This is a genomic window from Pseudomonadales bacterium (assembly GCA_013215025.1).
Lineage (GTDB): Bacteria > Pseudomonadota > Gammaproteobacteria > Pseudomonadales > DT-91 > DT-91.
Genome location: JABSRR010000001.1, coordinates 22996 through 43871, shown reverse-complemented (window position 1 = coordinate 43871; position 20876 = coordinate 22996). Strand labels below are relative to the sequence as shown.

Below are 20876 nucleotides of genomic sequence, written 5' to 3'. Positions count from 1 at the left end.
CAGGTATAAAATCGCTATACTGGTTGAAATTTTTCCTATTCGCGAATTTATGTCTCTAGATGCCATTTTAGACATTCAGCATGTCAGTTGTCAGCGTGGTTTCCGAACTCTGTTTGAAGATCTAAATGTTAGCCTCTATGCCGGCCAGCTATTGCGCATATGCGGCGAAAACGGTGCGGGTAAAACAACCCTGATCAGAGTTTTATCTGGTTTGTCCACCGATTATGAAGGTCGTATTTTATATGCTGGCCGCTCGCGCAAGGCCTTTAACGAAGACATGCCATGGCAGATTAGTTATCTTGGGCATGAGAAAGGTGTTAAAGCAAACCTAAGCGTGATTGAAAATTTGCAATGGTATGCTGCACTTTACCCCAGCTGTACGAATCAGCCGGATAAATTGCAGCAGGTGCTTAGCCGTTTAGGCTTAGCTGCATTCGCGCATGTTCGTGCCTGCGATTTGTCGGCTGGGCAAAAGCAACGTTTGGCGCTTGCCAGACTGATGCTCAGTGAGGCAAAGCTGTGGATTCTTGATGAGCCATTTACCGCTATTGATCAGTCAGGTATACGCGTGTTTGAGCAGCTGATTGATGAGTTTTTAGTGACTGGTGGAAGCGTAGTGATGACGGCACATCATTCGCTTTCGCTGCAGTCGGAAATTCGGGAGTTACACCTAAGTAAGCCGCAACAATATAGCCCGCAGGAGTCGCAAAGCTGATGTCATTGGGACGATTCTTTAGCCTCGAGTTAAGCTTGCTCATGCGCTCTCCGATGGATTTGATAAATCCTTTGATGTTCTCGCTTCTGGTCGCGCTGATGTTTCCAATTGGTCTTGGCTCATCGCCGCAAACCCTGAGTCAGCTCGCGCCGGGCTTAATCTGGGTGATTGTTCTGCTTGCGAGCATGCTGTCAGCAGATAAACTGTTTAAGCAAGACTTCATTGATGGTTCACTGAGCCTGTATATGCTCAGCCCGCAATCGAGCTATTTGTTGGTTTCTGTCAAAGTGCTAGTTCACTGGTTCGGCAACGGACTGAGTTTGTTACTGCTTTCACCCTTATTGGCTATTTTGCTGCATTTGCCGCTGCATATTTTGCCAGGCTTAGTTGTGTCTTTATTGGTTGGCTCGCTGAGTTTGGTTTATGTCGCCGCAATTGGATCAGCTTTGACGGTCGGCTTGCGCCAGAGTGGGGTGTTGATAACCGTGATTATACTACCGCTGTATGTGCCGATTCTGATATTAGGCGTTGCCACTGTGCAAAGCGCCGCTTTGGCGCTGCCGTATCTACCTTATTTGGCGTTAATGGCGGCGTTAGCCATTTTTGTAATGCTGCTGGCGCCACTGGCTATCACGGCTGGTTTGAGAATTAACCTTGATGCCTAATCGCGCCAGTAGCGACTTTTGTAGCCGTTTTCGCTATAATGACGAAGTTTTTTCAGGTATTGATTGATGTCAGCAATAGTGCAATTCTTGTTTCGACTGGGCTCTCCGCAGTGGTTTTACCAAATAAGTCGCTATTGGGTACCATTTTTTGCTGTTTGTGCTCTGGTCTTATTAAGCTATGGCTTAATTCAGGGCTTACTCTACGCTCCGGCAGATCGCGTGCAGGGCAATAGCTATCGAATTATATACATTCATGTGCCGGCTTCCTTTGTCGCTCTGACCGGTTATTATGCCATGGCCTTAATGGCCGCAATTTTCTTAATTTGGCGCACTAAAATGGCTGAAGTGATGCTGCGCTGTTTTGCAGTCATTGGCGCCAGTATGACGTTTATTTCGCTGGTAACTGGCGCGGTCTGGGGTAAGCCAACGTGGGGAACTTGGTGGATTTGGGACGCCAGAGTGACCTCAATGTTTGTACTATTTTTTATCTATATGGGTATTTACGCCTTAGCAAAGGCCTTTGAGCGAGAGGAGTTAGGCGCTAAAGCCGCATCGGTACTGGCGCTCGTTGGTACGGTTAATATTCCTATTGTGTATTGGTCGGTTGATTGGTGGTTTGCACTGCACCAAGGTTCTACCCTGAAGCTCACCGAAAAATCAGCGATCGACTCCAGCATGCTGTTCCCCTTGCTGCTGATGATTGCAGGAACCTATTGCCTGTATGTTTTATTATTATTAATGCATGCGCGCGCCGACATCTTACGTATAGAACAACGAAAACAGTGGTTGCGTGAAACCCTACTAGATTAACGCCGAGATTTACCATGCAGTTTGAAAGCCTTGCAGCATTTATCGATATGGCCGGACATGGACGCTATGTTTGGCTGGCCTATGGTGTAAGCTTTGCGGTGATCTTGGCTTTAGTACTTCACCCAGTGTTAAAGCGCCGCCGTTTACAAAAGGCGCTGCGTTTGGTCGCTATGATGGAGCAAGACTATGCACCCAAAGCGTAAACAGCGATTATATATCGTGCTGGGTATTGTGATAGCTGCATCAGCGGCGATAGGGCTATTAGTCTATGCGCTGAGTGATAACTTGAATCTTTTTTACCCACCAACGGCAATAGCCGAGGGCAAGGCGCCGATAGGGCAGCGTATTCGAGCTGGCGGTATGGTTCGCCCTGGTTCGGTTGAGCGGCAAGCTGATGGCCTTACGGTGCGCTTCTTAGTGACTGACTACAGTGCCGATGTGGCGGTTGAATACACCGGTATCCTGCCAGACTTATTTAAAGAAGATGATGGCGTTGTCGTTGCAGGTAAACTGAATCAGCAAGGAGTATTGATTGCCGATGAGGTGCTGGCCAAGCATGATGAAAATTATATGCCGCCAGAAGTCAGTGATGCTTTGAAACAGTCGGCTAATCAACAATCGTCAGGCTACAGCTCTGAACCTTAGGCGAGACTGATAATGATTGCAGAACTTGGACACCTTAGCTTAATTTTATCACTCTGTTTTGCACTTTTGCTGGCGGTGGTCCCGCTGTACGGTGCAAGTAAAAATCATTGGGCTTTGATGCAGTCTTCGCAGTGGCTAAGCGCCGGCTTGTTCTTGGCTTGTTTGGCCTCGCTATTATTATTGATGTTAGGGTTTGCCAGCAATGATTTTTCCATCAAAGTGGTAGCACAGCACTCTAATCTCTCGTTGCCGATGATTTATAAGATTACCGCACTGTGGGGTGGCCATGAAGGCTCTTTACTGCTGTGGATGTTTATTCTCAGCAGCTGGTTAATGGCGGTGGCATTATTGTCACAAGCTGTGCCAATTGATATACGCGCCCGTGTGCTAGCCATTATGGCAATGATTTATATTGGTTTTGTCTTATTTGCCTTACTAACGTCTAATCCCTTTGCGCGCAACTTGCCTAATATTCCTGCCGACGGCAATGACCTTAATCCCTTGCTGCAAGACCCTGGCATGATTATTCACCCACCGATGCTATATTTTGGCTATGTTGGCTTCTCAGTTGCCTTTGCTTTTGCTATTGCTGCGCTGTTGAGTGGTGAGGTAAATGCCCTTTGGGTTCGCTGGGTTAGACCTTGGACGACTGCTGCATGGGGCTTTTTAACCGCCGGTATCGCCTTGGGCAGCTGGTGGGCATATTACGAATTAGGCTGGGGAGGCTGGTGGTTCTGGGATCCAGTTGAAAACGCATCCTTTATGCCGTGGTTGGTAGGCACTGCGCTTATGCATAGTTTAGCGGTCTCTGAGCAACGTGATTTATTTCGCAGCTGGACTTTGCTGTTAGCCATTTTCGCGTTTTCCTTGAGTTTGCTCGGCACTTTCTTGGTTCGATCTGGGGTATTGACCTCAGTGCATGCCTTTGCTGCTGACCCCGAACGTGGGGTGTTTATTTTAGCCTTTTTGGCGATCGTGGTTGGTGGCTCATTGATGCTGTTTGCGCTTCGTGCACCAACCGTGTCTAAAGCTGGTCAATTCAGCTTTTTCTCTCGCGAAATGTTTTTATTGTTCAATAATATTCTGCTAGTTGTTGCTACGCTCACGGTATTAGTGGGTACGCTGTTTCCACTGATTGCTGATTATTTAGAGCTGGGTAAATACTCGGTCGGCCCCCCGTATTTTAATAAATTGTTCGTGCCTTTAACGCTTGCATTGATGTTCTGCTTGGGCATTGGTGCCTCATTGCAGTGGAAACAGACACGTCTTGTATCAATCAAAGCATTGTTGTTAAAAATGTTGCCAGTCACGATTGTCGTCGCAGCCTTTTTAATGGTCTTATACATCAGTGATTGGTCCGTGCAAGCGATTGTGGCAATGTTTTTAGCCGCATGGGTATTGGCGTCTTGCCTGCTTGAACTGCTTGCTAAGCTGCGCCATGCAACGTCACTTCGATCAGGTCTGCAGCGACTCACGCTGTCATTTTATGGTATGCAGTTAGGCCATATCGGCTTAGCCGTTACTGCTATCGGTATAGCCATTGTCAGTCACTATGGCATCGAAAAAGACGTTAAAATGCTGGCTGGCGACAGCTTGCAAATTCATCAATACCAATTTGTATTTCACGGCACTGAGAGAGTAGCCGGTCCAAATTATGTGGCTGAGCAGGGCAAAATCTCAGTATTCGAGCAGCAGCAGCAGATTGCGCGCTTATTGCCAGAGAAACGCTATTATCACTCTCAGATGTCGAATGTCATGACTGAGGCGGATATCAATGCAAACCTTTCGCGTGACCTCTTTGTTGCATTAGGTGAGCCGCTGAGCGATGGCGCCTGGGCTGTTCGCATTCAATATAAACCGCTAATTCGTTGGATTTGGCTTGGCGCCATACTCATGGTGTTAGGCAGTATATTGGCGATTGCTGATAAGCGTTATCGCAAATTAGTTTAGGTTATCTTTATGTATGCTCGACTGAAGTTATTTTTGCCATTAATTGTTTTTGCAATCCTGGCAGTAATTTTTTACAGCATGTTAGCAAAAGATTATAACCCACAAGATTTACCGTCAGCCCTGTTGGGTAAACAAGTGCCACAGTTTAGTCTACCTGAACTTCTGACTGACACCGTTATGACCGAACAGGATCTGCCTCAGCAAGCCTATTTATTAAATGTCTGGGCGACCTGGTGTATTTCTTGTCGTGTTGAACACCCTTTCTTAAACTCTCTAAAGCAGCAAGGTGTTGTCATTGTTGGCGTGGATTATAAAGATGATAAAGCCAAAGCACTTAAATGGTTAAAAGATCTGCACAACCCCTACAGCCAAGTTATTTTTGACGAGCAGGGCAGTATGGGCTTAGATTTAGGGGTATATGGCGCACCCGAAACCTTTTTGGTTGATAAGCATGGCACTATTCATTACAAGCATGTTGGAGTAGTAGATGAAAAGCTTTGGCGAAACACCTTAGAACCTTTATACACAGCACTGAATCAATAGCACAAGGGCCAAGCTAATGAAATTTTTGTTGCGAGCTTTAATGATTTATCTGCTGTCTTCCGCAGTGTTGTCGCACGCTAACGCGATCGATGTGCATCAATTTGACAGCAGTGATCAAGAACAGCGTTATCGCCAGTTTATAGATGAGCTTCGCTGCCCCAAATGCCAAAATCAAAACCTATCCGGCTCAAATTCGCCAATTGCGCAAGACTTGCGGCGTGAGTTATTTCGCATGGTGCAGTCAGGCGAAGATGATCAAGCGATCAAGCGTTTTATGGTTCAGCGATACGGAAATTTTGTGCTGTACGAACCGCCCATGGATAACAATACCTTTCTCCTATGGATGGCGCCGCTGATCCTATTTATTTTGGCATTGCTGATGATTCTTGTGCTGCGTATCCGGCATAACCAGCAGGGTCAGCCTCAGCCATTATCCGATCTTGAGCGGCAACAGCTGGCGGATATTTTAGATCAAGGCTAGCTAAGTCTAACTAAAACTAGCCATAAGCACGGTAACTTATTTGCCGCTAAATTGTGGCTTACGTTTTTGGCAAAATGCCTCAATACCTTCTTTACCATCGCTCGTGCGGCTCATGGCTGCCATGCCGTTGGCCTCTAATTCCAGCTGCGCTTCGAGGCTGCTTTGATAGCTGTTCACCAATAACTGTTTCACACTAGCATAAGCCTGTGTCGGCCCCTGAGCCAAGGCCTTGGCCTGTGTCAATGCATGCTCAAATAAATCATCGGCTTCGATAACATCGTTAATAATGCCCCAATCTTTTGCTTCGTCAGCTGATAATAATCGGTTAGTGAGCATCAGTTCTTGTGCGCGGCGCATGCCTACTAAGCGTGGCAGATAAAAACTAGCGCCGCCATCAGGCGATAAGCCTGCAGCGGTGTAGGCCATAGTGAATTTTGCAGTGTTGGCAGCAAAGGCGATATCTGCCGCACAGGCAAAGGAAAAACCGGCACCCGCGGCGACGCCATTAACCGCAACTAAAAAAGGCGCTTGTCCATTCGCGAAGCGCGTAATAGCTGCATGCATATAGCTCATAAGCTGATGCAGCTTGGCTGTCGTTTGCTCACCGTATGCCGCGAAACTTTTTAAATCACCGCCAGCTGAAAACATTTTGCCATTGCCGGTTAGAAGCACCGCCCGAATCTCAGGGTTTTCCTGACATTCAATGGCCAACTGCATAAGCTCATGTGCCATTTGCATATTGATACCATTAGCAGCGTCAGGGCGATTGAGGCGAATAATCGCAACATGTGTATCAATAGAAAACTCAAGCGTGTCAAAGTTCATAGCATGTGGCCTTTATGGATGAGTGTGCACAAAGGGCAGCATTTTAGTGGTATGGCCAATGATTGGCAATCGAATCCAGTAACGATGCGGGATTCAAATTTGACTGACTGCAAGGCATACTTTGGGGATGAGCAAACCGAAGATTTTATTACTGTCAGCCTATCATGCGCAAAGTCACCACTATTGGGCAGAGCAGCTGCTTAGCTTGCAGGCCTTTGATTGGCAATTATTAAGCTTACCCGGCCGACACTATGCCTGGCGCAGTCGCGGTAATGCAATGGGCTTTTGGCAGGCATACCAATCGGTATTGGAGCAAGATTTTGCGCTATTGATCGCCACATCAATGACTGACTTGGCAAATTTGCGAGGACTGTGCCCTAAACTTGCGGCCATACCGAATATTATTTACTTCCACGAAAATCAATTCGCTTATCCCGAAAATCCGGCGCTGGATATCAGCAGCCAACAGCAACAGCAGCATACGCGATTATCTGCGCAGCTAACCAGTATTTACAATCTGATTTGTGCCGATAGCGCGCTGTTTAATAGTGAATATAACCGCCAGAGTTTTTTTCAGGGTGCTAAAGCGCTATTAAAAAAATTACCAGACTATTGTATCGATATTGATGCGTATTTTTCTAAAACATCGGTTTTAGCTATACCGGTTGATTCATCCAGTTTTGCAACAGGCTCATCATCTAAGGTATCAATCCATATTCCTGCACAGCGTCACTTGAAATTGATTTGGGTGGCTCGATGGGAGTTTGATAAGGGCATTGACCGCCTGTATCAATTATTGCAGAGGCTACAGCAACAGCGTATTAGTTTCAGTATATGTATTCTCGGACAATCATTTCGCAACATACCCGAAGTGATGCAGAGGTTATTAACAGAGTTTGCAGAACAAATAAGCTTTGCTGGATTTGCTGAGTCGCGCTCTGATTATGTGCGCTATTTGCAGCAGGCAGATATTTTTATTTCAACCAGTCGGCACGAGTTTTTTGGAATTGCCGCGGCTGAGGCAGCTATGGCTGCTTGTTTGCCGCTATTGCCTCGTGACCAAGTTTATCCTGAACTTTATAGTGAGGAATGTTTATACAATGACATGGATGAAATGTTAGATAAGATTAAGCATATCCATAAAGAAGGGGTCAAAGTGCATTTAAATTTGTCAGATTATGATCAAGTTTTAAATGCCTACGCTGCAATTATTCAGCAACATCTTGCTCACCGTTATAAAGCATAATGTTAATCTGAAATATAAATACTTTTTAATAACTAAATAAAAATCTTATTTGTCACAAAACTGCCATCAAATTTTCATCTTAAGCGTTTATAGTTTTCTTCTGTATTAAAACATATTAGGAGTATTTTATGCGCGTTAGATATCTAAGCTTGTGTTTGCTCACTTTACTAAGCATCACAGCACATGCCAATCAGCAAATACATGAAGGCGAATTTGTTCGCGCTGAGGGTGCATATTTTGTTAACACCAGTAACAAAAGTATAAAGTTAGATGTTATTAGCTTCGATGCCGATATGCTACATACTGGCGCAAGTGTTCGGGTTCATGGTGTGTCGAATCAAGAAATGTTTGAGGTCTATAAGCTTGCTGTGAAAACAAGCAGTGGATATAAAACGGTTTATGATTGGGATGCTGTGAATGCTGACCTGTATGGTGAATAAAACCCTTTAAGCTATCTCTTTGACGCTGATTGATTAACAGTCAGCGTATCAATTGTCTTAATAAGCACCGACGCTGTCATTTTATTGTCACAAAACTGTAGTAAGTTTGCTGCTTACATTAATCCGATGACCACAGCGTAATGCTGCGGCTCCTGCAATGCAAACTGACTATAGGTGTAAAAAATGAAGTTAAAGCCACTGATGGCATCAATGTTGTTAGCCTCATCTTACTGGGCTTCAGCAGGCGAAGCCGTATTCTATGTCACCGAAGATGGTGCGGCTGTATCCAATATGGCGATTACCGTAAACGGTGAAAAAAAACTGTTGAAGCAAAACGGCTTTATTGTCTTTGACCTTGCAGAAGGCCAGCAGACCGTAGAAATTTCAGAGTATGGTGAGTGGCTGGGCGATTTTAATTTCACGCTAGACAATGATCAGCAAAATGCCGAAATCAATGTCGAGATCATTGGCGGCGAGGCAATGTTTGATGTCGCAACCTATATGCCGGGCAGTGAAGAAGCAGCTGCGGTAGGCCAATTTGCCGGTATTTTGACATCAGAAGAAACGGCCGGGCCAGTCAGTGATGCGCGTATATCTGTTAACGGTACTGATATAGCCACTACTACCAATGAAGACGGTGCCTTCGTTCTAGAGATTCCGCGTGGTCAATACGATTTAACCGTTGCACACCCAAACTACGGTAATCGTAGTTTGAATAATTTACATGTGCTCTCAGGTGCAGCTACACGTGTTGATTTAACCATGAGTTTGTCGGGTGACGAGCTGATTGAAGAGGTGGTTGCAGTAGGTTCTTATGTGCCGCAGTCTGCGACGACCTCTGAACGAGATGCCTCCACCGTATTAGATGCGATAGGTGCAGAGCAATTTGCACGCTTTGGTGATTCATCAGCTGCATCAGCATTAAAACGCGTTTCAGGTGTATCCATCTCTGATGGAGAATTTGCTGTAGTTAGGGGCTTACAAGGTCGTTACAACTCTACCACTATGAACAACGGTCTTATCCCTTCAACTGACCCCATAAAACGTGAGGTGTCATTGGATATTTTCCCCGCATCAGTACTAAAAACGATTGAGATTAAAAAAGGTTTTTCTCCCGAATTGCCTGGCGATAGCACCGGTGGTTCAATTAACTTGGTTACTCGTGGTATGCCGGATGAAGAGTATACCCAGTTAAAGTTTGGCATGGCTTATGTAGCAGGTGTGACCGGTGATGATATTGCCACCTATGATGGCGGCGACAATAGCCTTGGCTTCGACGATGGTACGCGCGAACTGCCCAGTGCAGTTGATGCAGCGACTGATTTTGGTCGCCCTGATGTTTTTAGTGTTTGCAGTGGTTCATTCTGTTCACCCGGAAGTGTTTCACCTGAAGAAGCGAGCCAGCTAGGTAAAAAGTTTAAGAATATTTATGATGTTGACGAAAAGACTGCAGGTCCTGATATAGAATTTTCTGTTGCTAATGCATCGCTGTGGGAGTTAGATCAGGGTGAATTAGGCGTTTATTCAGCTTTCGCGTATAAAAATCAGTGGGAAAGTCGTCAAGATGCCGAAATTAATGACCCGCGAGAGGGTAATTTTACTTACCAGCGTTCGAAGCAAAAAATTGACTTGACCGGCTATCTCGCGGTTGACTTCAGCGATGGTAATAACGATTGGTCTTCAAAAACGACGATTTTACGCAAATCTGAAGATTTAACTAAGCTTGAAAAAGGGGTTGAGTCGGCAGATGGTAAATCTCTGGAGACTGCTATTTTACAATGGACTGAGCGCCAGTTTATTCAGCAGCGCTTTGGTGGCAAGCATGCACTTGGTGATGGTAATCAAGCGTTGGATTGGCATATTGCCTATGCACAATCAACGCGCGATCAACCTGATAGAAGAAGCTATGACTATATCAACGGTGTCGCAGTAAATGGCCCGTTAGAGCGAAAATTTTCTGAGATGGAGCAGAACTCCTTAGACGCAAGGCTTGACTATAGCTTTCAGGATTATCAATGGCATGATGATTTACGATCAACGTTCAATATAGGCGTTTATTTTTCTGCAAAAGACCGTGAAGTGAGAGTGGCGCGTTTTGGTTTTAGAAAAAATGATCAAACATTCAGCACTACGGGTATTACGTTTGAGCAAGCTTTTGTACCTGAAAATTTTGATGCCGGTGTATGGGTGCTAGATGTCAATACCTCGCCGACAGACTCCTATGATGGTGTAGATGATACCAATGCCGTTTATTTTTCAGTGTTAAGCACATATAAGGAAAATTTAGACATTATCTTTGGTGCTAGAAATGAGTCTACTACGCAGGAGATCAAATATATCTATTCGTCTGCTGACGACGCAAGCTTTGAAACTGATGAGTTGTTGCCGATGATAGCGGCAACTTACCGAATGTTAGGCGATGAACTTCAATTGCGAGCCGGTTGGTCACAAACACTATCTAGACCAGAGTTGGTTGAGCGTTCGGATACCATTTTCTTTGATCCCGATACTGACGAAGAAGTTTCTGGCTCACCTTCTTTAGAGGCATCATTCATTGATAACTTTGATCTACGCTTGGAATACTATCTCAATGATGAAGATAGTATATCAGCAGGTTTCTTCTACAAAGATATTGATAGCCCTGTTGAGAAAACAGTTCTTCCTTCTTGCTCTGGCAGAAGCTGTGATGGCTATACATTTCGCAATCAAGAGTCTGCAACCATCTTGGGTTTAGAAATTGATGGTAAGCTTGGCTACGATATTAATGATAATTGGGCAGGCTTTGTCGGCGGTAATATAGCTTTGATTGATTCTGAGGTGACATTAAGCCAAGAATCGGAATTTGGCGAAGGTCAATCTAAGCGAGAACTTCAAGGTCAATCGGATGTGCTAGCAAATATTCAGTTTGGCTTTGATGAGTTTGAGCATATGCAGTCGTTTACTTTGGTGGCTAATTATTTTGATGACCGAATCTATAAAATTGAACGCAATGGCGATGATCGTATAGAAGATGGACGATTAACGCTCGATCTACTATATAAGTGGGATTTCACTGAAGATTTATCATTTGGTGCAAAGATTGAAAATTTAACTGATGAAAAAGTTTCATATTCACGCGATGGTAATGTTATTGAGTCTTATAGAAATGGAGCACGCTTCAAAGCAGATGTTAGCTGGAAGTTTTAAACTTTCATAAAAGCATCATTTTATTGTAAAAATTCTGTCACATTGTAATGCGAAACTAGACTCATCTGTGCTTCTGCCAGATGAGTCTTTTTTTTGCCTGAGTTTCACTTGCAGATTTAAGAACATCCTTTAACAAGAGTTTGAATTAAGAGAATTTGAATATGAAATATAAAATGTTGACTTTGTCTATGGCGTGTTCAGCAGCGTTACTTACAGCGTGTGGCGGCGGTGGTGGTGGCGGTAGCAGTTCTTCTCCAGAGCCAGTTACTCCAGTAGTACCAGAAACTGAGGTTATATCTGGGAATATTCTTGAAAATAAAACACTCACTAGCGATCGCACATGGATCTTGCAGGGTGTTGTGAATGTAGGCGATGGTTCTAACCGAATAGAAAATCTTGCTGATATAACAAATGCTAACAATGTGACTTTGACCATTGAGCCTGGCACAAATATTGTTGCTGACAGCGATGGTACACTAATCATAAACCGTGGATCAAAAATCAATGCTGAAGGAACGGCTGATGCGCCAATCACATTCAGCTCGCAGCTCGATGATGACTTTGATGGCTTAGGTGAATGGGGCGGTATTATAGTGCAAGGTTTTGCGCCACATTATGCACCAGGCTCTAACGCTTTATGTGCTGACTCAGGCTTCTGTAATGTTCAGGGTGAGGGCGGTGATGAAACAGTTAAGTTTTTTGGCGGTGATAATCCAGCTGATGACTCTGGTGTGATCAAATACGTACGAATTGCTGAAGCTGGTAAAGTGGCTGTTGCTGATAATGAAGTGAATGGTTTAACGCTTCAAGGCGTTGGCCATAAAACTGTGCTTGAATATATTCAAGTTCACAATAACCTAGATGATGGTGTTGAATGGTTTGGTGGCACGGCCAACGCAAAATATTTAGTATTAACCGGCAATGATGACGACGATATTGATTTTGATGAAGGCTATAAAGGCAACATTCAATTCGCGATCATCCAAAAGAACCCATCAGCAACCGAGCCTCAAGGTTCAAATGATCCGCGTGGTATCGAAGCCAACTCTTCTGACGATGAAGCCGTTAAGGCAACTGAAGCTGTATTGTCAAATATCACTATTGTTGGTTCTGATATTACTTCAGGCGATAAAGCTGAGCCTGCAGTGCGTTTGCGTGGAGATTTGACGGTGCAGTTACATAACACGGTAATCTCAAACTATAACGGTGATTGCTTGCGCGTTGATAACGGCCAAGATGAAGCAACAGATGTAACATTCAATAATGTGTTTGTCGGCGACTGTGGTACAGACGGCGATTTCTTTGCTTTTAAAGCAACTAAAGATGCATCTGGTACTGGTGCTCTTCCAAATCCTGCAGGGCAAGATACGGTGAGTCAGAAAGCAGGTAACGCTGCCTTAGCTTTTGACGCTGCTTTCGCTGCGACAGATGCTGCTGCGCAATTGTCTGTTGACGTAGTTCCAACAGCTGTCGCGAATGGTTCAGGTTTTACATTTGAATCAACCAATTACGCTGGTGCAGTAAACCCGAACACGGCAGTTGCTGACCGTGATTGGTGGTCTAGTTGGACATTGCCAGGAACGGTCCAAGTTCCATAACTTATCCTGTGAAAGTTACTAAGCGGCCCTAGGGCCGCTTTTTTGGTTTTGGACTATAGCAAGCTTGTCATTTGGCACTATCGAATACTTACTCAATGGCTTAATTTAAGCTTTGGATGCGATGTTCAATGCTTGATGGCATCGTTGAAGTTGTTATTGACGGTTTGTCAAAAAACTTTCAAAAAACTGTCAAAAAAGTATGCGAATTAGATATTTGTCATATTCCTGTCATATAGAAATTTTATGCTTTGCGCATTCTTAAAATACTAATGTCGAGTTGAAAATTATCTCAACCGTTTAAACGAGGAAACTGCATGAATCAGTTGAAACAAGCATGGCAAAAGTCAATAGTCTGCACAGCGGCACTTATGTTGGCCGTTCAGGTGTCGGCAGCGACCATGGATAACGCTATCAAATCTGGCGAAAATCGTGCTAAAAACGCCCAGACGCAGCAGCGTAAAATTGACAACGTTGACGGCCAAACTAAAACGCTCGAGCAAGAGTACCGTGCAGTGGTAAAAGAGGTTGAGGGGCTTGATGTATATCTTCAACAACTCAATAAACAGCTTAATGCCCAACAGGCGGAATTGACTCAGATCGACCAGAGCATTAAACAGGTTACTCTGATTGAGCGGCAAATTACCCCGTTGATGCTAAATATGATAGCCGCGTTAGAAACATTCGTGCAGAACGATATACCGTTCCAAGCTGAGCTTCGTCAGGGTCGCATCGTGACCTTGCAAGAGATTATGGGACGTAGCGATGTCAGCGTTGCTGAAAAGTACCGTAAGGTGATGGACGCTTATCAAAAGGAAATGGATTATGGTAGAACGATCAAAACCTATCGTGCATCGATGTCCTTAGATGGCGCTGAGCGAGAAGTTGATTTCTTGCGCGTTGGTCGCGTTGCATTGATGTATCAAACCCTAGATGGACAAACGATAGGCATCTGGAACAACACCTCAAGACAGTTTGAGCCGCTGGCTTCTGAATATAAGTCAAAATTAACTACGGCATTGCGAATTGCGCGTGAGCAAGCAGCTCCTGACTTAATTAAAGTGCCTGTTGCAGCTCCTGTAGCAGTGAACTAATAAAAGGCGGTTAACATGAAGATGAGAAAACTTTTTTCTATTTTAGCAAGCTCAAGCTTGCTTGCGCTATCGATGTCAGTATCGGTGGTTCAGTCTCAGGCTCTCGATCTTGACCAGCTTTTAAATCTGGTACAAAAAGGGCAGGCGCAGGACAATAAAGAATATAACGCGCGTATGCAGCGTTTTTTAGCGGACAAAAAACAGCAGCAAAGTCTGTTGAGTAGTGAAAAAGCTGAGCGTACGCGCCTTGAAAACTTAAGCTCTCAAAAAGAGCAAATGTTTGCTGCCAATGAAATTAAGTTGGCTGATGAGCAAGCGCGTCTAAACGAACGTTTGGGTTCTTTAAAAGAATTATTTGGTGTGTTGCAACAGGTGGCGGGTGATACCCAAGGCATTTTTGAGGGCTCAATTATTTCATCTCAGATACCTGGTCGAGAAGCTTTCTTGAAGAGCTTAATTAGCAAGGCTGGTTCGTCGTCAGAACTCCCTTCGATGACAGAGCTTGAAAAATTATGGTTTGAAATGCAACGCGAGATGACCTTTGCCGGCAAAATCTCGCAATATAATGCTGATGTGGTTTTGCCTTCTGGCGATACAGTGAATAAGCCCGTTGTTCGTGTAGGTAGTTTTAATGCGATCAGTGATGGCCAGTACTTAGTGTATGATTTTGAGGCGAAAAAACTGGTTGAGTTAGCGTCGCAACCGGGTTCTCGTTATAACGGTCCAGCGGCTGATTTAGAGTCTGCTGTTGATGGTTTAACTGGCTTTTGGATAGATCCATCACGCGGCCAGCTATTAAAAATTAAGGGACAGTCTGCCACCTTAATGGAGCGTATCGATCAAGGTGGTATTGTTGGTTATATTATTTTAGCGCTAGCAACATTTGGTATCGCCTTAGCCATCTATCGTATGTTTGTTTTAGCTGCCGAATCAGGCCGCATTACTAAACAAATGTCTGCTGACACCGCTAACAGTAATAATGCATTGGGTCGTTTAATGGCGGTTTACCAAAAACATCAACAGGCCGATGTAGAAACCCTAGAGCTGCATTTAGCTGAAGCTGTCTCAGCTGAAGTACCTAAGTTAACTAAAGGTATAAACTGGATTAAGATTATTTCAGTAGTAGCACCACTGCTTGGTCTTTTGGGAACGGTAACCGGTATGATCGACGTGTTTGAGACAATGTCTTTATTCGGCACAGGTGATCCTAAATTAATGGCTGGCGGTATTTCTCAAGCCTTAATCACTACCGTACTTGGATTGGTTGCAGCGATCCCTTGTGTATTTCTTCATACCATGGCAAATAATCGTTCACGCGCCTTAATTGTTATTCTTGATGAGCGTGCAACTGGCATTTTGGCACGTAAGTCAGAAATGTCAGAAGGCCTTAAAGCGGCTCCAGTTGCTGCATAGCACGGATTAATTATGATTGAGTCCGTATCAGAACCCGTCTACTTGTTTATGGAGCGTGGTGGCGACGTATTGTACGCCATCTCGATTGTCATATTTTTATTGTGGCTGTTTATTTTAGAGCGTATTGCTTATTTTAATCTTTCGCACAAAAGCTCGGTTCAGCGCGCAGTGCAAGCCTGGGAGTCTCGTGATGAGCGGAATTCATGGCAGGCACACCGTATTCGCGAAGACTTAGTAGCTGGCTTACGTATGCAGNTAGAGAGCAATATGTCAACGATAAAAATGTTAGTCGGCCTTTGTCCNTTATTCGGTCTTTTAGGTACTGTCACAGGTATGATTGGCGTTTTCGATGTCATGGCTTTTCTGGGTAGCGGAAGCCCAAAGGCGATGGCTGCAGGTATCTCCAAAGCTACGATACCGACGATGGCGGGTATGGTCGGCGCACTCACAGGGGTGTTTGGTCAGTCCTTACTTGAGCGCTATATAAAACGTGAGAAATCACATATTGAAGATTTAATGACATTTGATCACTAGCCATCTGCGTGAAAACGGTTGAATGTTAAAGGTATTAAATTATGAGACGTAATTTTTCGAATTTTGCAGCCGATGCTGATGAAAGCGATATTGATATTACACCGATGCTTGATGTGGTTTTCATCATGCTCATCTTCTTTATTGTAACCGCATCGTTTGTGAAAGAATCGGGTATTGAAGTTAACCGCCCAGAAGCCTCTACCGCTCAAGCTAAGCCACGGGCAAGCATTTTAGTTGCAATCAACGAGTTGGGTGAAATTTGGATCAATAAACGTAAGGTTGAAGAAGGTCAAGTGCGCGCAAACATTGAACGCTTGCATGCAGAAAATCCTCAGGGCAGCGTTGTTGTGCAAGCAGATGAAGAAGCCAAAACGCGTGTGCTGGTAGCCGTGATGGATGCTGCACGCGAGGCGGGCGTTCGTGATGTGTCTTTAGCGACTGATAAAAAATAATTGTGTATTTGCACCAATTAAATATTCAGGGTTGATTATGAGCACCGACGTATCTAACACAGTTTCTTCACAGGGCTTACAAGCTAGTTTTGTTCGATTCATGATCGCTATTTTTTCAGCGGCGACAGTGACATTTGCAGTCTTTTGGATGATGCAGGGCTTAATCAGCTCGGGTAAGTCTGTTATTGCTGAACAAGATTATGGCAAGTTGATTGAATTTGTTGATGTGTCACAAGATGATGACTTGCAGACTAAGCAGCGTAAACCTAAAAAACCACCTGCACCACCTAAAGAACCGCCAAAACCTGACTTGCCAAAACCTTCAGTCAGCAATGATAGTGTTACTCCTCTCTCAATAGCTGCACTAAATGTTGGCACTGATATGAATATTGAAGCCGGTTTATCAGGCGGCACGGGTGATGGCGAATACCTGCCGATTGTAAAAGTGGCACCTCAGTATCCTCGCCGTGCAGCGCAACGAGGCATTGAAGGCTATGTGGTGGTGGAATTTGATGTAACGACACTGGGTACGGTTGCGAATGCACGGGTGATCGAGTCTGATCCTCCGAATATTTTTAACCGCGCGGCAATCTCAGCGGCAAATAAATTCAAATACAAACCAAAGATGGTCAATGGAAAAGCGGTTGAAGTGAAAGGTGTCCGAAACATCATCCGCTTTGAGTTAGATAAAAGTAGCCAACGTTAATTCAGGTCATATCTATGAAAGCTTCATTTTTTGTTTCAACGTTGCTAAGCATTACATTGATACTAACGCCAATGGCTGCCATATTCGTCCCATTGCCCGCTCATGCGGCTACTGATCAAGCGGAAGAAAAACCCAAGCGCCGCGTTAAACGCAGTGCGACAATGCGGCCAATTATTTATAAAAAGTTAGAGCAGGTGCGTGAGTTAGCCGATGCACAACAGTATGCTGAGGCAGTTGCGAAGCTGCAGGCAATTGACAAGCTTAAGCGAAATTCTTACGAGCAAGCGCAAACCTTTAATTTGTATGCTTATGTCGCGTTTCAGCAAGAGCAGTATGCGAATGCAGCCAAGTCCTATGAGAAGATTTTGGCACTAAAAAATGTGCCAGACAGTTTATTGCAAACCACGCTGTATTCTTTGACTAAGCTATACTTAGTTGAAGAAAAATACACATCCTCGCTATCACGGCTTAATCAATGGTTTGATCTGGTTGAAAACCCAGGTGCGGAAGCCTATATTTTGCGCGCTCAAATCTATTACCAACTTGAACAATACAGTAAAGCACTGCCTGAAGTGAAAAAAGCGGTCAAGATTGTCGAAGCCAAAGGGCAAAAACCTCGCGAGAACTGGTTACTTATTGAGCGTGCAGTTTATTATCAAAATAAAGACTATCGTGGCCTTGAGCGCAGCTTAAAAGATCTGATTGCTTATTATCCTAAGCCGCAGTATTGGGTGCAGCTATCTGCGGTTTATAACGAGTTAGGTAAGCCAGCAAAAGAATTATCGGTGCTTGAATCGGCCTATGAGCAAGGTCTGTTAAACAAACAATCCGAGTTGATATCATTGGCTCAGGCTTTTCTGGCGCAAGAAATACCGTATAAATCAGCCCAAGTGCTAATTAAGGGTATGCAGGCTGGGCAAATAGATGAATCCGCCAAAAATCTTTCCTTGCTTGGCGATGCTTTAATGATTGCTAAAGAATATTCTGCGGCAATTGATGTAATGCAAAAAGCGGCCAAAGCCTCAAACAAGGCCAAAGATTTTTTTAAACTGGCACAAATTCATACCGAGCGGCAGGCATGGAAGCAGGCTTTAGCAGCGGTGGATAAAGCCCTGTCATTGCATAGTGCCGACAACCTGCTCAATGATGAGGCGAATGCTTACGTGCTAAAAGGTTTGGTGCTGTTTAATATGAAACGCTTTGAGCCATCGAAGCAGGCTTTCAGCGTTGCTGAAAAGTTTGATAGCACGGAAAAAACTGCCAAGCAATGGCTTGCCTTCGTGGAAAGCGAGCAAAAGCGGCTGGCTTATATGGCGCAAATATAAGTGTGATGAATATATAAAGCTTTCATAGCCTTCATAGCTTTGCAGCTGTGCTAATTTTTTAGGCCTTATTTTAGGCCTTATTCTTATTGCCTATTATTTTTCCTTATTATGTATGCCTTATTCTCAGTCGTATGCTCAATTCACAGCAGATTCTTGCTAAGCTTTAGACCATGAGCTGCTGTTGTTTTAGCGCTGAGTTCTCATCACTGCTAGTCTTATCGCTGTTAGTCTTATCACTATAACAATACACTTTTAAACATGCGTGTGGCTATTTTCACGTGTTCTTCAAACATCTTATCTGGGTCATAGGCATCAGCCAGCAATAAGGATTGAATACCGAGGCTGGAAAATACGCCCAGGGTTAAATTGGTGGTAGCAATGATATGTGCGACGGACTTTTCTTTACTGCAGTCACCATCGCGAAGATTGGCTATCAAATAATGCGATTGTTCGGCAATTTGTTCTAGCCACTGCATCACTTTGTGATTAATTTTATCCGCAGGCAAGCTGTACTCGCGGTGCAGAATTTGAGCTGAGTAGGGGTGTCTGGCGTGCAGTTCGAGCATGCGCCGCGGAATATCTTGCAGGGTTTTCAGTGATAGCTGCAGTTGATTCCAATCGTTAATTTCACTGTAAAAAGGCTGTAAGGCGCGATCAATAACCGCTTCGTAAATGGCTTCTTTATTGGCGAAATGTGCATAAATACTTGGCTCTTTTATCCCAACAGCTTCAGCAATTTGTCTGAGCGTAGTGGCTTGATAACTGTTTTCTGCAAACAGCTGTTCAGCGGCATTGACAATTTTTTGCTGGGTTGAATCTTTGCTCATGATATTTCCACCGTACTCGATACGATATATAGGCGATATGCCTAATATACGATAGTTAATGTTTGTAATAAAGTTGATAATAATTGCTTTAAATCGCGTAAAAAGATAAATTGCAAGATTATTGCCTAATAACTGATAGGTTAAACGGACGTTTAAGATGGCTAAAGTATGAGAAAGATACTGATAGGTTTATTGGATATATTTCGTCGCATCACGCTGATGATTCGACGCTGGCGCGGCATCACTGAGCAAAATATTGCCGAACAGCGCGTAGTAACGGGGCAGTCTTGGGCTGAATTTTGTGACACCTTGAAAGCGGCTGGTGCAGCCATGACTTTTCCAGGTACGCCGCAAGATGCCTTTAACCAGGCTGAGGGTTATCGGTATCTGACGCGTTTGACCCGAGCAGGACTCATGGCTTTTGTAGAGCATGCCGACGCTAAAGCGCCGGTATTGCATCGCGTCGTTCATGAAACGGTGAAAATGGGTGCGGACAATCCAGATAATTATTATCAAACGGCGGCGATCAGTGGCGCCTACAGTTATCGGATTCGAGGTCAACGGAATACGGTGCACGGCCTCAGTTTTGGTTCGCAAATTGGTCATTATGGCCAGGGCGGCGGCATGCCGCCATCAGGTTTTATTGATGCCAATGATATGCAGATTGAAGCCGACGGTAGTTTTGAATTGATTATCAGCTGCACCGAATCGGGCAAGAACTGGCTGCCGATGGTGCCAGAAAGCGGCACCTTAGTAGTCAGGCAAACCTACCTTGATCGTGCCAGTGAAGTGCCCGCTGAATTACATATCGAACGGGTCAGCATCGACTCACAGCAAAATGTCACCGTGCATAATGAGACTTCAGCGCTGACGCCTGAAATTTTAGACGCTGGTCTTCGTTCCACCAGCACTTTGGTCGCTGGCGCTTCTATCTTGTTTGCAAAATGGGCGCGCGACTTTCAGAAACATGGCAATGCATTACCGCGCTTTGATCAAGCTGTATCAGATAATGCGGGTGGTGACCCGAATATCGTGTACTACCACAGCTACTGGGCCTTAGCAGAGGATGAAGCATTAGTGATTGAAGCCATGCCACCTGACTGTGAGCATTGGAATTTTCAGTTGAATAATTATTGGATGGAATCGTTAGATTATGCCAATTACCGAATCCACACCAATAAGCATTTAGCCACTTATCAGAGTGATCAGTCGATTCGAATCATTGTTGCCCACCAAGACCCAGGATTGCCAAATTGGATAAATACCTGTCAGCATCAAAGCGGCACTATGTGCTTTCGCTGGTTACGCCTGGCCGATCCCAGTCAGGAACCGCCGGTGCCGCAAACCAAGGTTGTTAAATTTGCCAGTCTGCAAAGCCAAAGCCAAAGCCAAAGCTAAAGCCAAAGCACAGGCCATTAGAACGC

21 protein-coding genes are annotated in these 20876 nt (G+C 44.5%); 19 read left to right on the top strand and 2 right to left on the bottom strand.

The genetic code is table 11. The annotated features are described in order from the left end of the window. Positions 1–49: 49 nt before the first annotated feature. The 8 genes from ccmA to HRU21_00165 all read left to right on the top strand — a co-directional run bounded on the left by ccmA (position 50) and on the right by HRU21_00165 (position 5809). Positions 50–715 (top strand): cytochrome c biogenesis heme-transporting ATPase CcmA, encoded by a 666-nt coding sequence (gene ccmA / locus HRU21_00200; GenBank protein NRA40702.1) that lies wholly within the window; start codon positions 50–52, stop codon positions 713–715. After that, positions 715–1380 (top strand): heme exporter protein CcmB, encoded by a 666-nt coding sequence (ccmB, locus tag HRU21_00195; protein NRA40701.1) that lies wholly within the window; start codon positions 715–717, stop codon positions 1378–1380. Before ccmA ends, ccmB begins: the two co-directional genes overlap by 1 nt. Before the next feature lie 66 nt (positions 1381–1446). Next, positions 1447–2190 carry a cytochrome c biogenesis protein CcsA gene (gene ccsA, locus HRU21_00190; protein ID NRA40700.1) on the top strand — a complete coding sequence of 248 codons (744 nt, stop codon included), beginning with the start codon at positions 1447–1449 and terminating at the stop codon, positions 2188–2190. 14 nt (positions 2191–2204) lie between these two features. Beyond that, a complete protein-coding gene (gene ccmD / locus HRU21_00185) occupies positions 2205–2393 on the top strand; it encodes a heme exporter protein CcmD (GenBank protein NRA40699.1) in 189 nt (62 codons plus the stop codon). Beyond that, complete coding sequence (ccmE, locus tag HRU21_00180) at positions 2377–2835, top strand: cytochrome c maturation protein CcmE (GenBank protein ID NRA40698.1); 459 nt, start codon at positions 2377–2379, stop codon at positions 2833–2835. Before ccmD ends, ccmE begins: the two co-directional genes overlap by 17 nt. A 12-nt stretch (positions 2836–2847) precedes the next feature. After that, the gene (locus HRU21_00175) at positions 2848–4785 is read left to right on the top strand and encodes a heme lyase CcmF/NrfE family subunit (protein ID NRA40697.1); all 1938 of its coding nucleotides are present in this window, start codon (positions 2848–2850) and stop codon (positions 4783–4785) included. 9 nt (positions 4786–4794) lie between these two features. Next, entirely contained in the window at positions 4795–5328 is a 534-nt protein-coding gene (locus HRU21_00170; GenBank protein ID NRA40696.1) for a DsbE family thiol:disulfide interchange protein, read from the top strand. A 16-nt stretch (positions 5329–5344) separates the two neighbouring features. Then, positions 5345–5809 (top strand): cytochrome c-type biogenesis protein CcmH, encoded by a 465-nt coding sequence (locus tag HRU21_00165; GenBank protein NRA40695.1) that lies wholly within the window; start codon positions 5345–5347, stop codon positions 5807–5809. A gap of 36 nt (positions 5810–5845) precedes the next feature. Here the strand turns inward: HRU21_00165 and HRU21_00160 are convergent, their stop codons facing one another. Next, complete coding sequence (locus HRU21_00160) at positions 5846–6634, bottom strand: enoyl-CoA hydratase/isomerase family protein (protein NRA40694.1); 789 nt, start codon at positions 6632–6634, stop codon at positions 5846–5848. A 127-nt stretch (positions 6635–6761) separates the two neighbouring features. Between HRU21_00160 and HRU21_00155 the strand changes: the two genes are divergently transcribed. The 10 genes from HRU21_00155 to HRU21_00110 all read left to right on the top strand — a co-directional run bounded on the left by HRU21_00155 (position 6762) and on the right by HRU21_00110 (position 18625). Next, entirely contained in the window at positions 6762–7880 is a 1119-nt protein-coding gene (locus HRU21_00155; GenBank protein ID NRA40693.1) for a DUF3524 domain-containing protein, read from the top strand. A gap of 128 nt (positions 7881–8008) precedes the next feature. Next, positions 8009–8320, top strand: a complete 312-nt coding sequence (locus tag HRU21_00150) for a hypothetical protein (GenBank protein ID NRA40692.1) — start codon at positions 8009–8011, stop codon at positions 8318–8320. 183 nt (positions 8321–8503) lie between these two features. Further along, positions 8504–11506 (top strand): TonB-dependent receptor, encoded by a 3003-nt coding sequence (locus HRU21_00145; protein ID NRA40691.1) that lies wholly within the window; start codon positions 8504–8506, stop codon positions 11504–11506. Positions 11507–11667: 161 nt separating this feature from the next. Next, on the top strand, positions 11668–13104 hold the full coding sequence (locus HRU21_00140; protein NRA40690.1) for a hypothetical protein: 1437 nt from the start codon (positions 11668–11670) through the stop codon (positions 13102–13104). Positions 13105–13418: 314 nt separating this feature from the next. Then, positions 13419–14195 carry a DUF3450 domain-containing protein gene (locus HRU21_00135; GenBank protein ID NRA40689.1) on the top strand — a complete coding sequence of 259 codons (777 nt, stop codon included), beginning with the start codon at positions 13419–13421 and terminating at the stop codon, positions 14193–14195. Positions 14196–14210: 15 nt separating this feature from the next. After that, a complete protein-coding gene (locus tag HRU21_00130) occupies positions 14211–15608 on the top strand; it encodes a MotA/TolQ/ExbB proton channel family protein (protein NRA40688.1) in 1398 nt (465 codons plus the stop codon). A gap of 12 nt (positions 15609–15620) precedes the next feature. Then, complete coding sequence (locus tag HRU21_00125) at positions 15621–16142, top strand: MotA/TolQ/ExbB proton channel family protein (GenBank protein NRA40687.1); 522 nt, start codon at positions 15621–15623, stop codon at positions 16140–16142. A 41-nt stretch (positions 16143–16183) separates the two neighbouring features. Further along, entirely contained in the window at positions 16184–16594 is a 411-nt protein-coding gene (locus HRU21_00120; protein NRA40686.1) for a biopolymer transporter ExbD, read from the top strand. 37 nt (positions 16595–16631) lie between these two features. Further along, positions 16632–17300 carry an energy transducer TonB gene (locus tag HRU21_00115; GenBank protein NRA40685.1) on the top strand — a complete coding sequence of 223 codons (669 nt, stop codon included), beginning with the start codon at positions 16632–16634 and terminating at the stop codon, positions 17298–17300. A 14-nt stretch (positions 17301–17314) separates the two neighbouring features. After that, the gene (locus HRU21_00110; GenBank protein NRA40684.1) at positions 17315–18625 is read left to right on the top strand and encodes a tetratricopeptide repeat protein; all 1311 of its coding nucleotides are present in this window, start codon (positions 17315–17317) and stop codon (positions 18623–18625) included. Positions 18626–18861: 236 nt separating this feature from the next. Here HRU21_00110 and HRU21_00105 read toward each other — a convergent pair whose 3' ends face one another. After that, entirely contained in the window at positions 18862–19452 is a 591-nt protein-coding gene (locus HRU21_00105) for a TetR/AcrR family transcriptional regulator (protein NRA40683.1), read from the bottom strand. A gap of 219 nt (positions 19453–19671) precedes the next feature. Between HRU21_00105 and HRU21_00100 the strand changes: the two genes are divergently transcribed. Next, positions 19672–20850: a DUF1214 domain-containing protein gene (locus HRU21_00100; protein ID NRA40682.1), complete on the top strand. Its 1179-nt coding sequence runs from the start codon at positions 19672–19674 to the stop codon at positions 20848–20850. The last annotated feature ends 26 nt before the right edge of the window (positions 20851–20876 follow it).

Coding starts and splice junctions, on each gene's coding strand:
- ccmA (NRA40702.1), top strand. CDS start 50: ATGTCTCTAGATGCCATTTTAGACATTCAGCATGTCAGTTGTCAGCGT.
- ccmB (NRA40701.1), top strand. CDS start 715: ATGTCATTGGGACGATTCTTTAGCCTCGAGTTAAGCTTGCTCATGCGC.
- ccsA (NRA40700.1), top strand. CDS start 1,447: ATGTCAGCAATAGTGCAATTCTTGTTTCGACTGGGCTCTCCGCAGTGG.
- ccmD (NRA40699.1), top strand. CDS start 2,205: ATGCAGTTTGAAAGCCTTGCAGCATTTATCGATATGGCCGGACATGGA.
- ccmE (NRA40698.1), top strand. CDS start 2,377: ATGCACCCAAAGCGTAAACAGCGATTATATATCGTGCTGGGTATTGTG.
- HRU21_00175 (NRA40697.1), top strand. CDS start 2,848: ATGATTGCAGAACTTGGACACCTTAGCTTAATTTTATCACTCTGTTTT.
- HRU21_00170 (NRA40696.1), top strand. CDS start 4,795: ATGTATGCTCGACTGAAGTTATTTTTGCCATTAATTGTTTTTGCAATC.
- HRU21_00165 (NRA40695.1), top strand. CDS start 5,345: ATGAAATTTTTGTTGCGAGCTTTAATGATTTATCTGCTGTCTTCCGCA.
- HRU21_00160 (NRA40694.1), bottom strand. CDS start 6,634: ATGAACTTTGACACGCTTGAGTTTTCTATTGATACACATGTTGCGATT.
- HRU21_00155 (NRA40693.1), top strand. CDS start 6,762: ATGAGCAAACCGAAGATTTTATTACTGTCAGCCTATCATGCGCAAAGT.
- HRU21_00150 (NRA40692.1), top strand. CDS start 8,009: ATGCGCGTTAGATATCTAAGCTTGTGTTTGCTCACTTTACTAAGCATC.
- HRU21_00145 (NRA40691.1), top strand. CDS start 8,504: ATGAAGTTAAAGCCACTGATGGCATCAATGTTGTTAGCCTCATCTTAC.
- HRU21_00140 (NRA40690.1), top strand. CDS start 11,668: ATGAAATATAAAATGTTGACTTTGTCTATGGCGTGTTCAGCAGCGTTA.
- HRU21_00135 (NRA40689.1), top strand. CDS start 13,419: ATGAATCAGTTGAAACAAGCATGGCAAAAGTCAATAGTCTGCACAGCG.
- HRU21_00130 (NRA40688.1), top strand. CDS start 14,211: ATGAAGATGAGAAAACTTTTTTCTATTTTAGCAAGCTCAAGCTTGCTT.
- HRU21_00120 (NRA40686.1), top strand. CDS start 16,184: ATGAGACGTAATTTTTCGAATTTTGCAGCCGATGCTGATGAAAGCGAT.
- HRU21_00115 (NRA40685.1), top strand. CDS start 16,632: ATGAGCACCGACGTATCTAACACAGTTTCTTCACAGGGCTTACAAGCT.
- HRU21_00110 (NRA40684.1), top strand. CDS start 17,315: ATGAAAGCTTCATTTTTTGTTTCAACGTTGCTAAGCATTACATTGATA.
- HRU21_00105 (NRA40683.1), bottom strand. CDS start 19,452: ATGAGCAAAGATTCAACCCAGCAAAAAATTGTCAATGCCGCTGAACAG.
- HRU21_00100 (NRA40682.1), top strand. CDS start 19,672: ATGATTCGACGCTGGCGCGGCATCACTGAGCAAAATATTGCCGAACAG.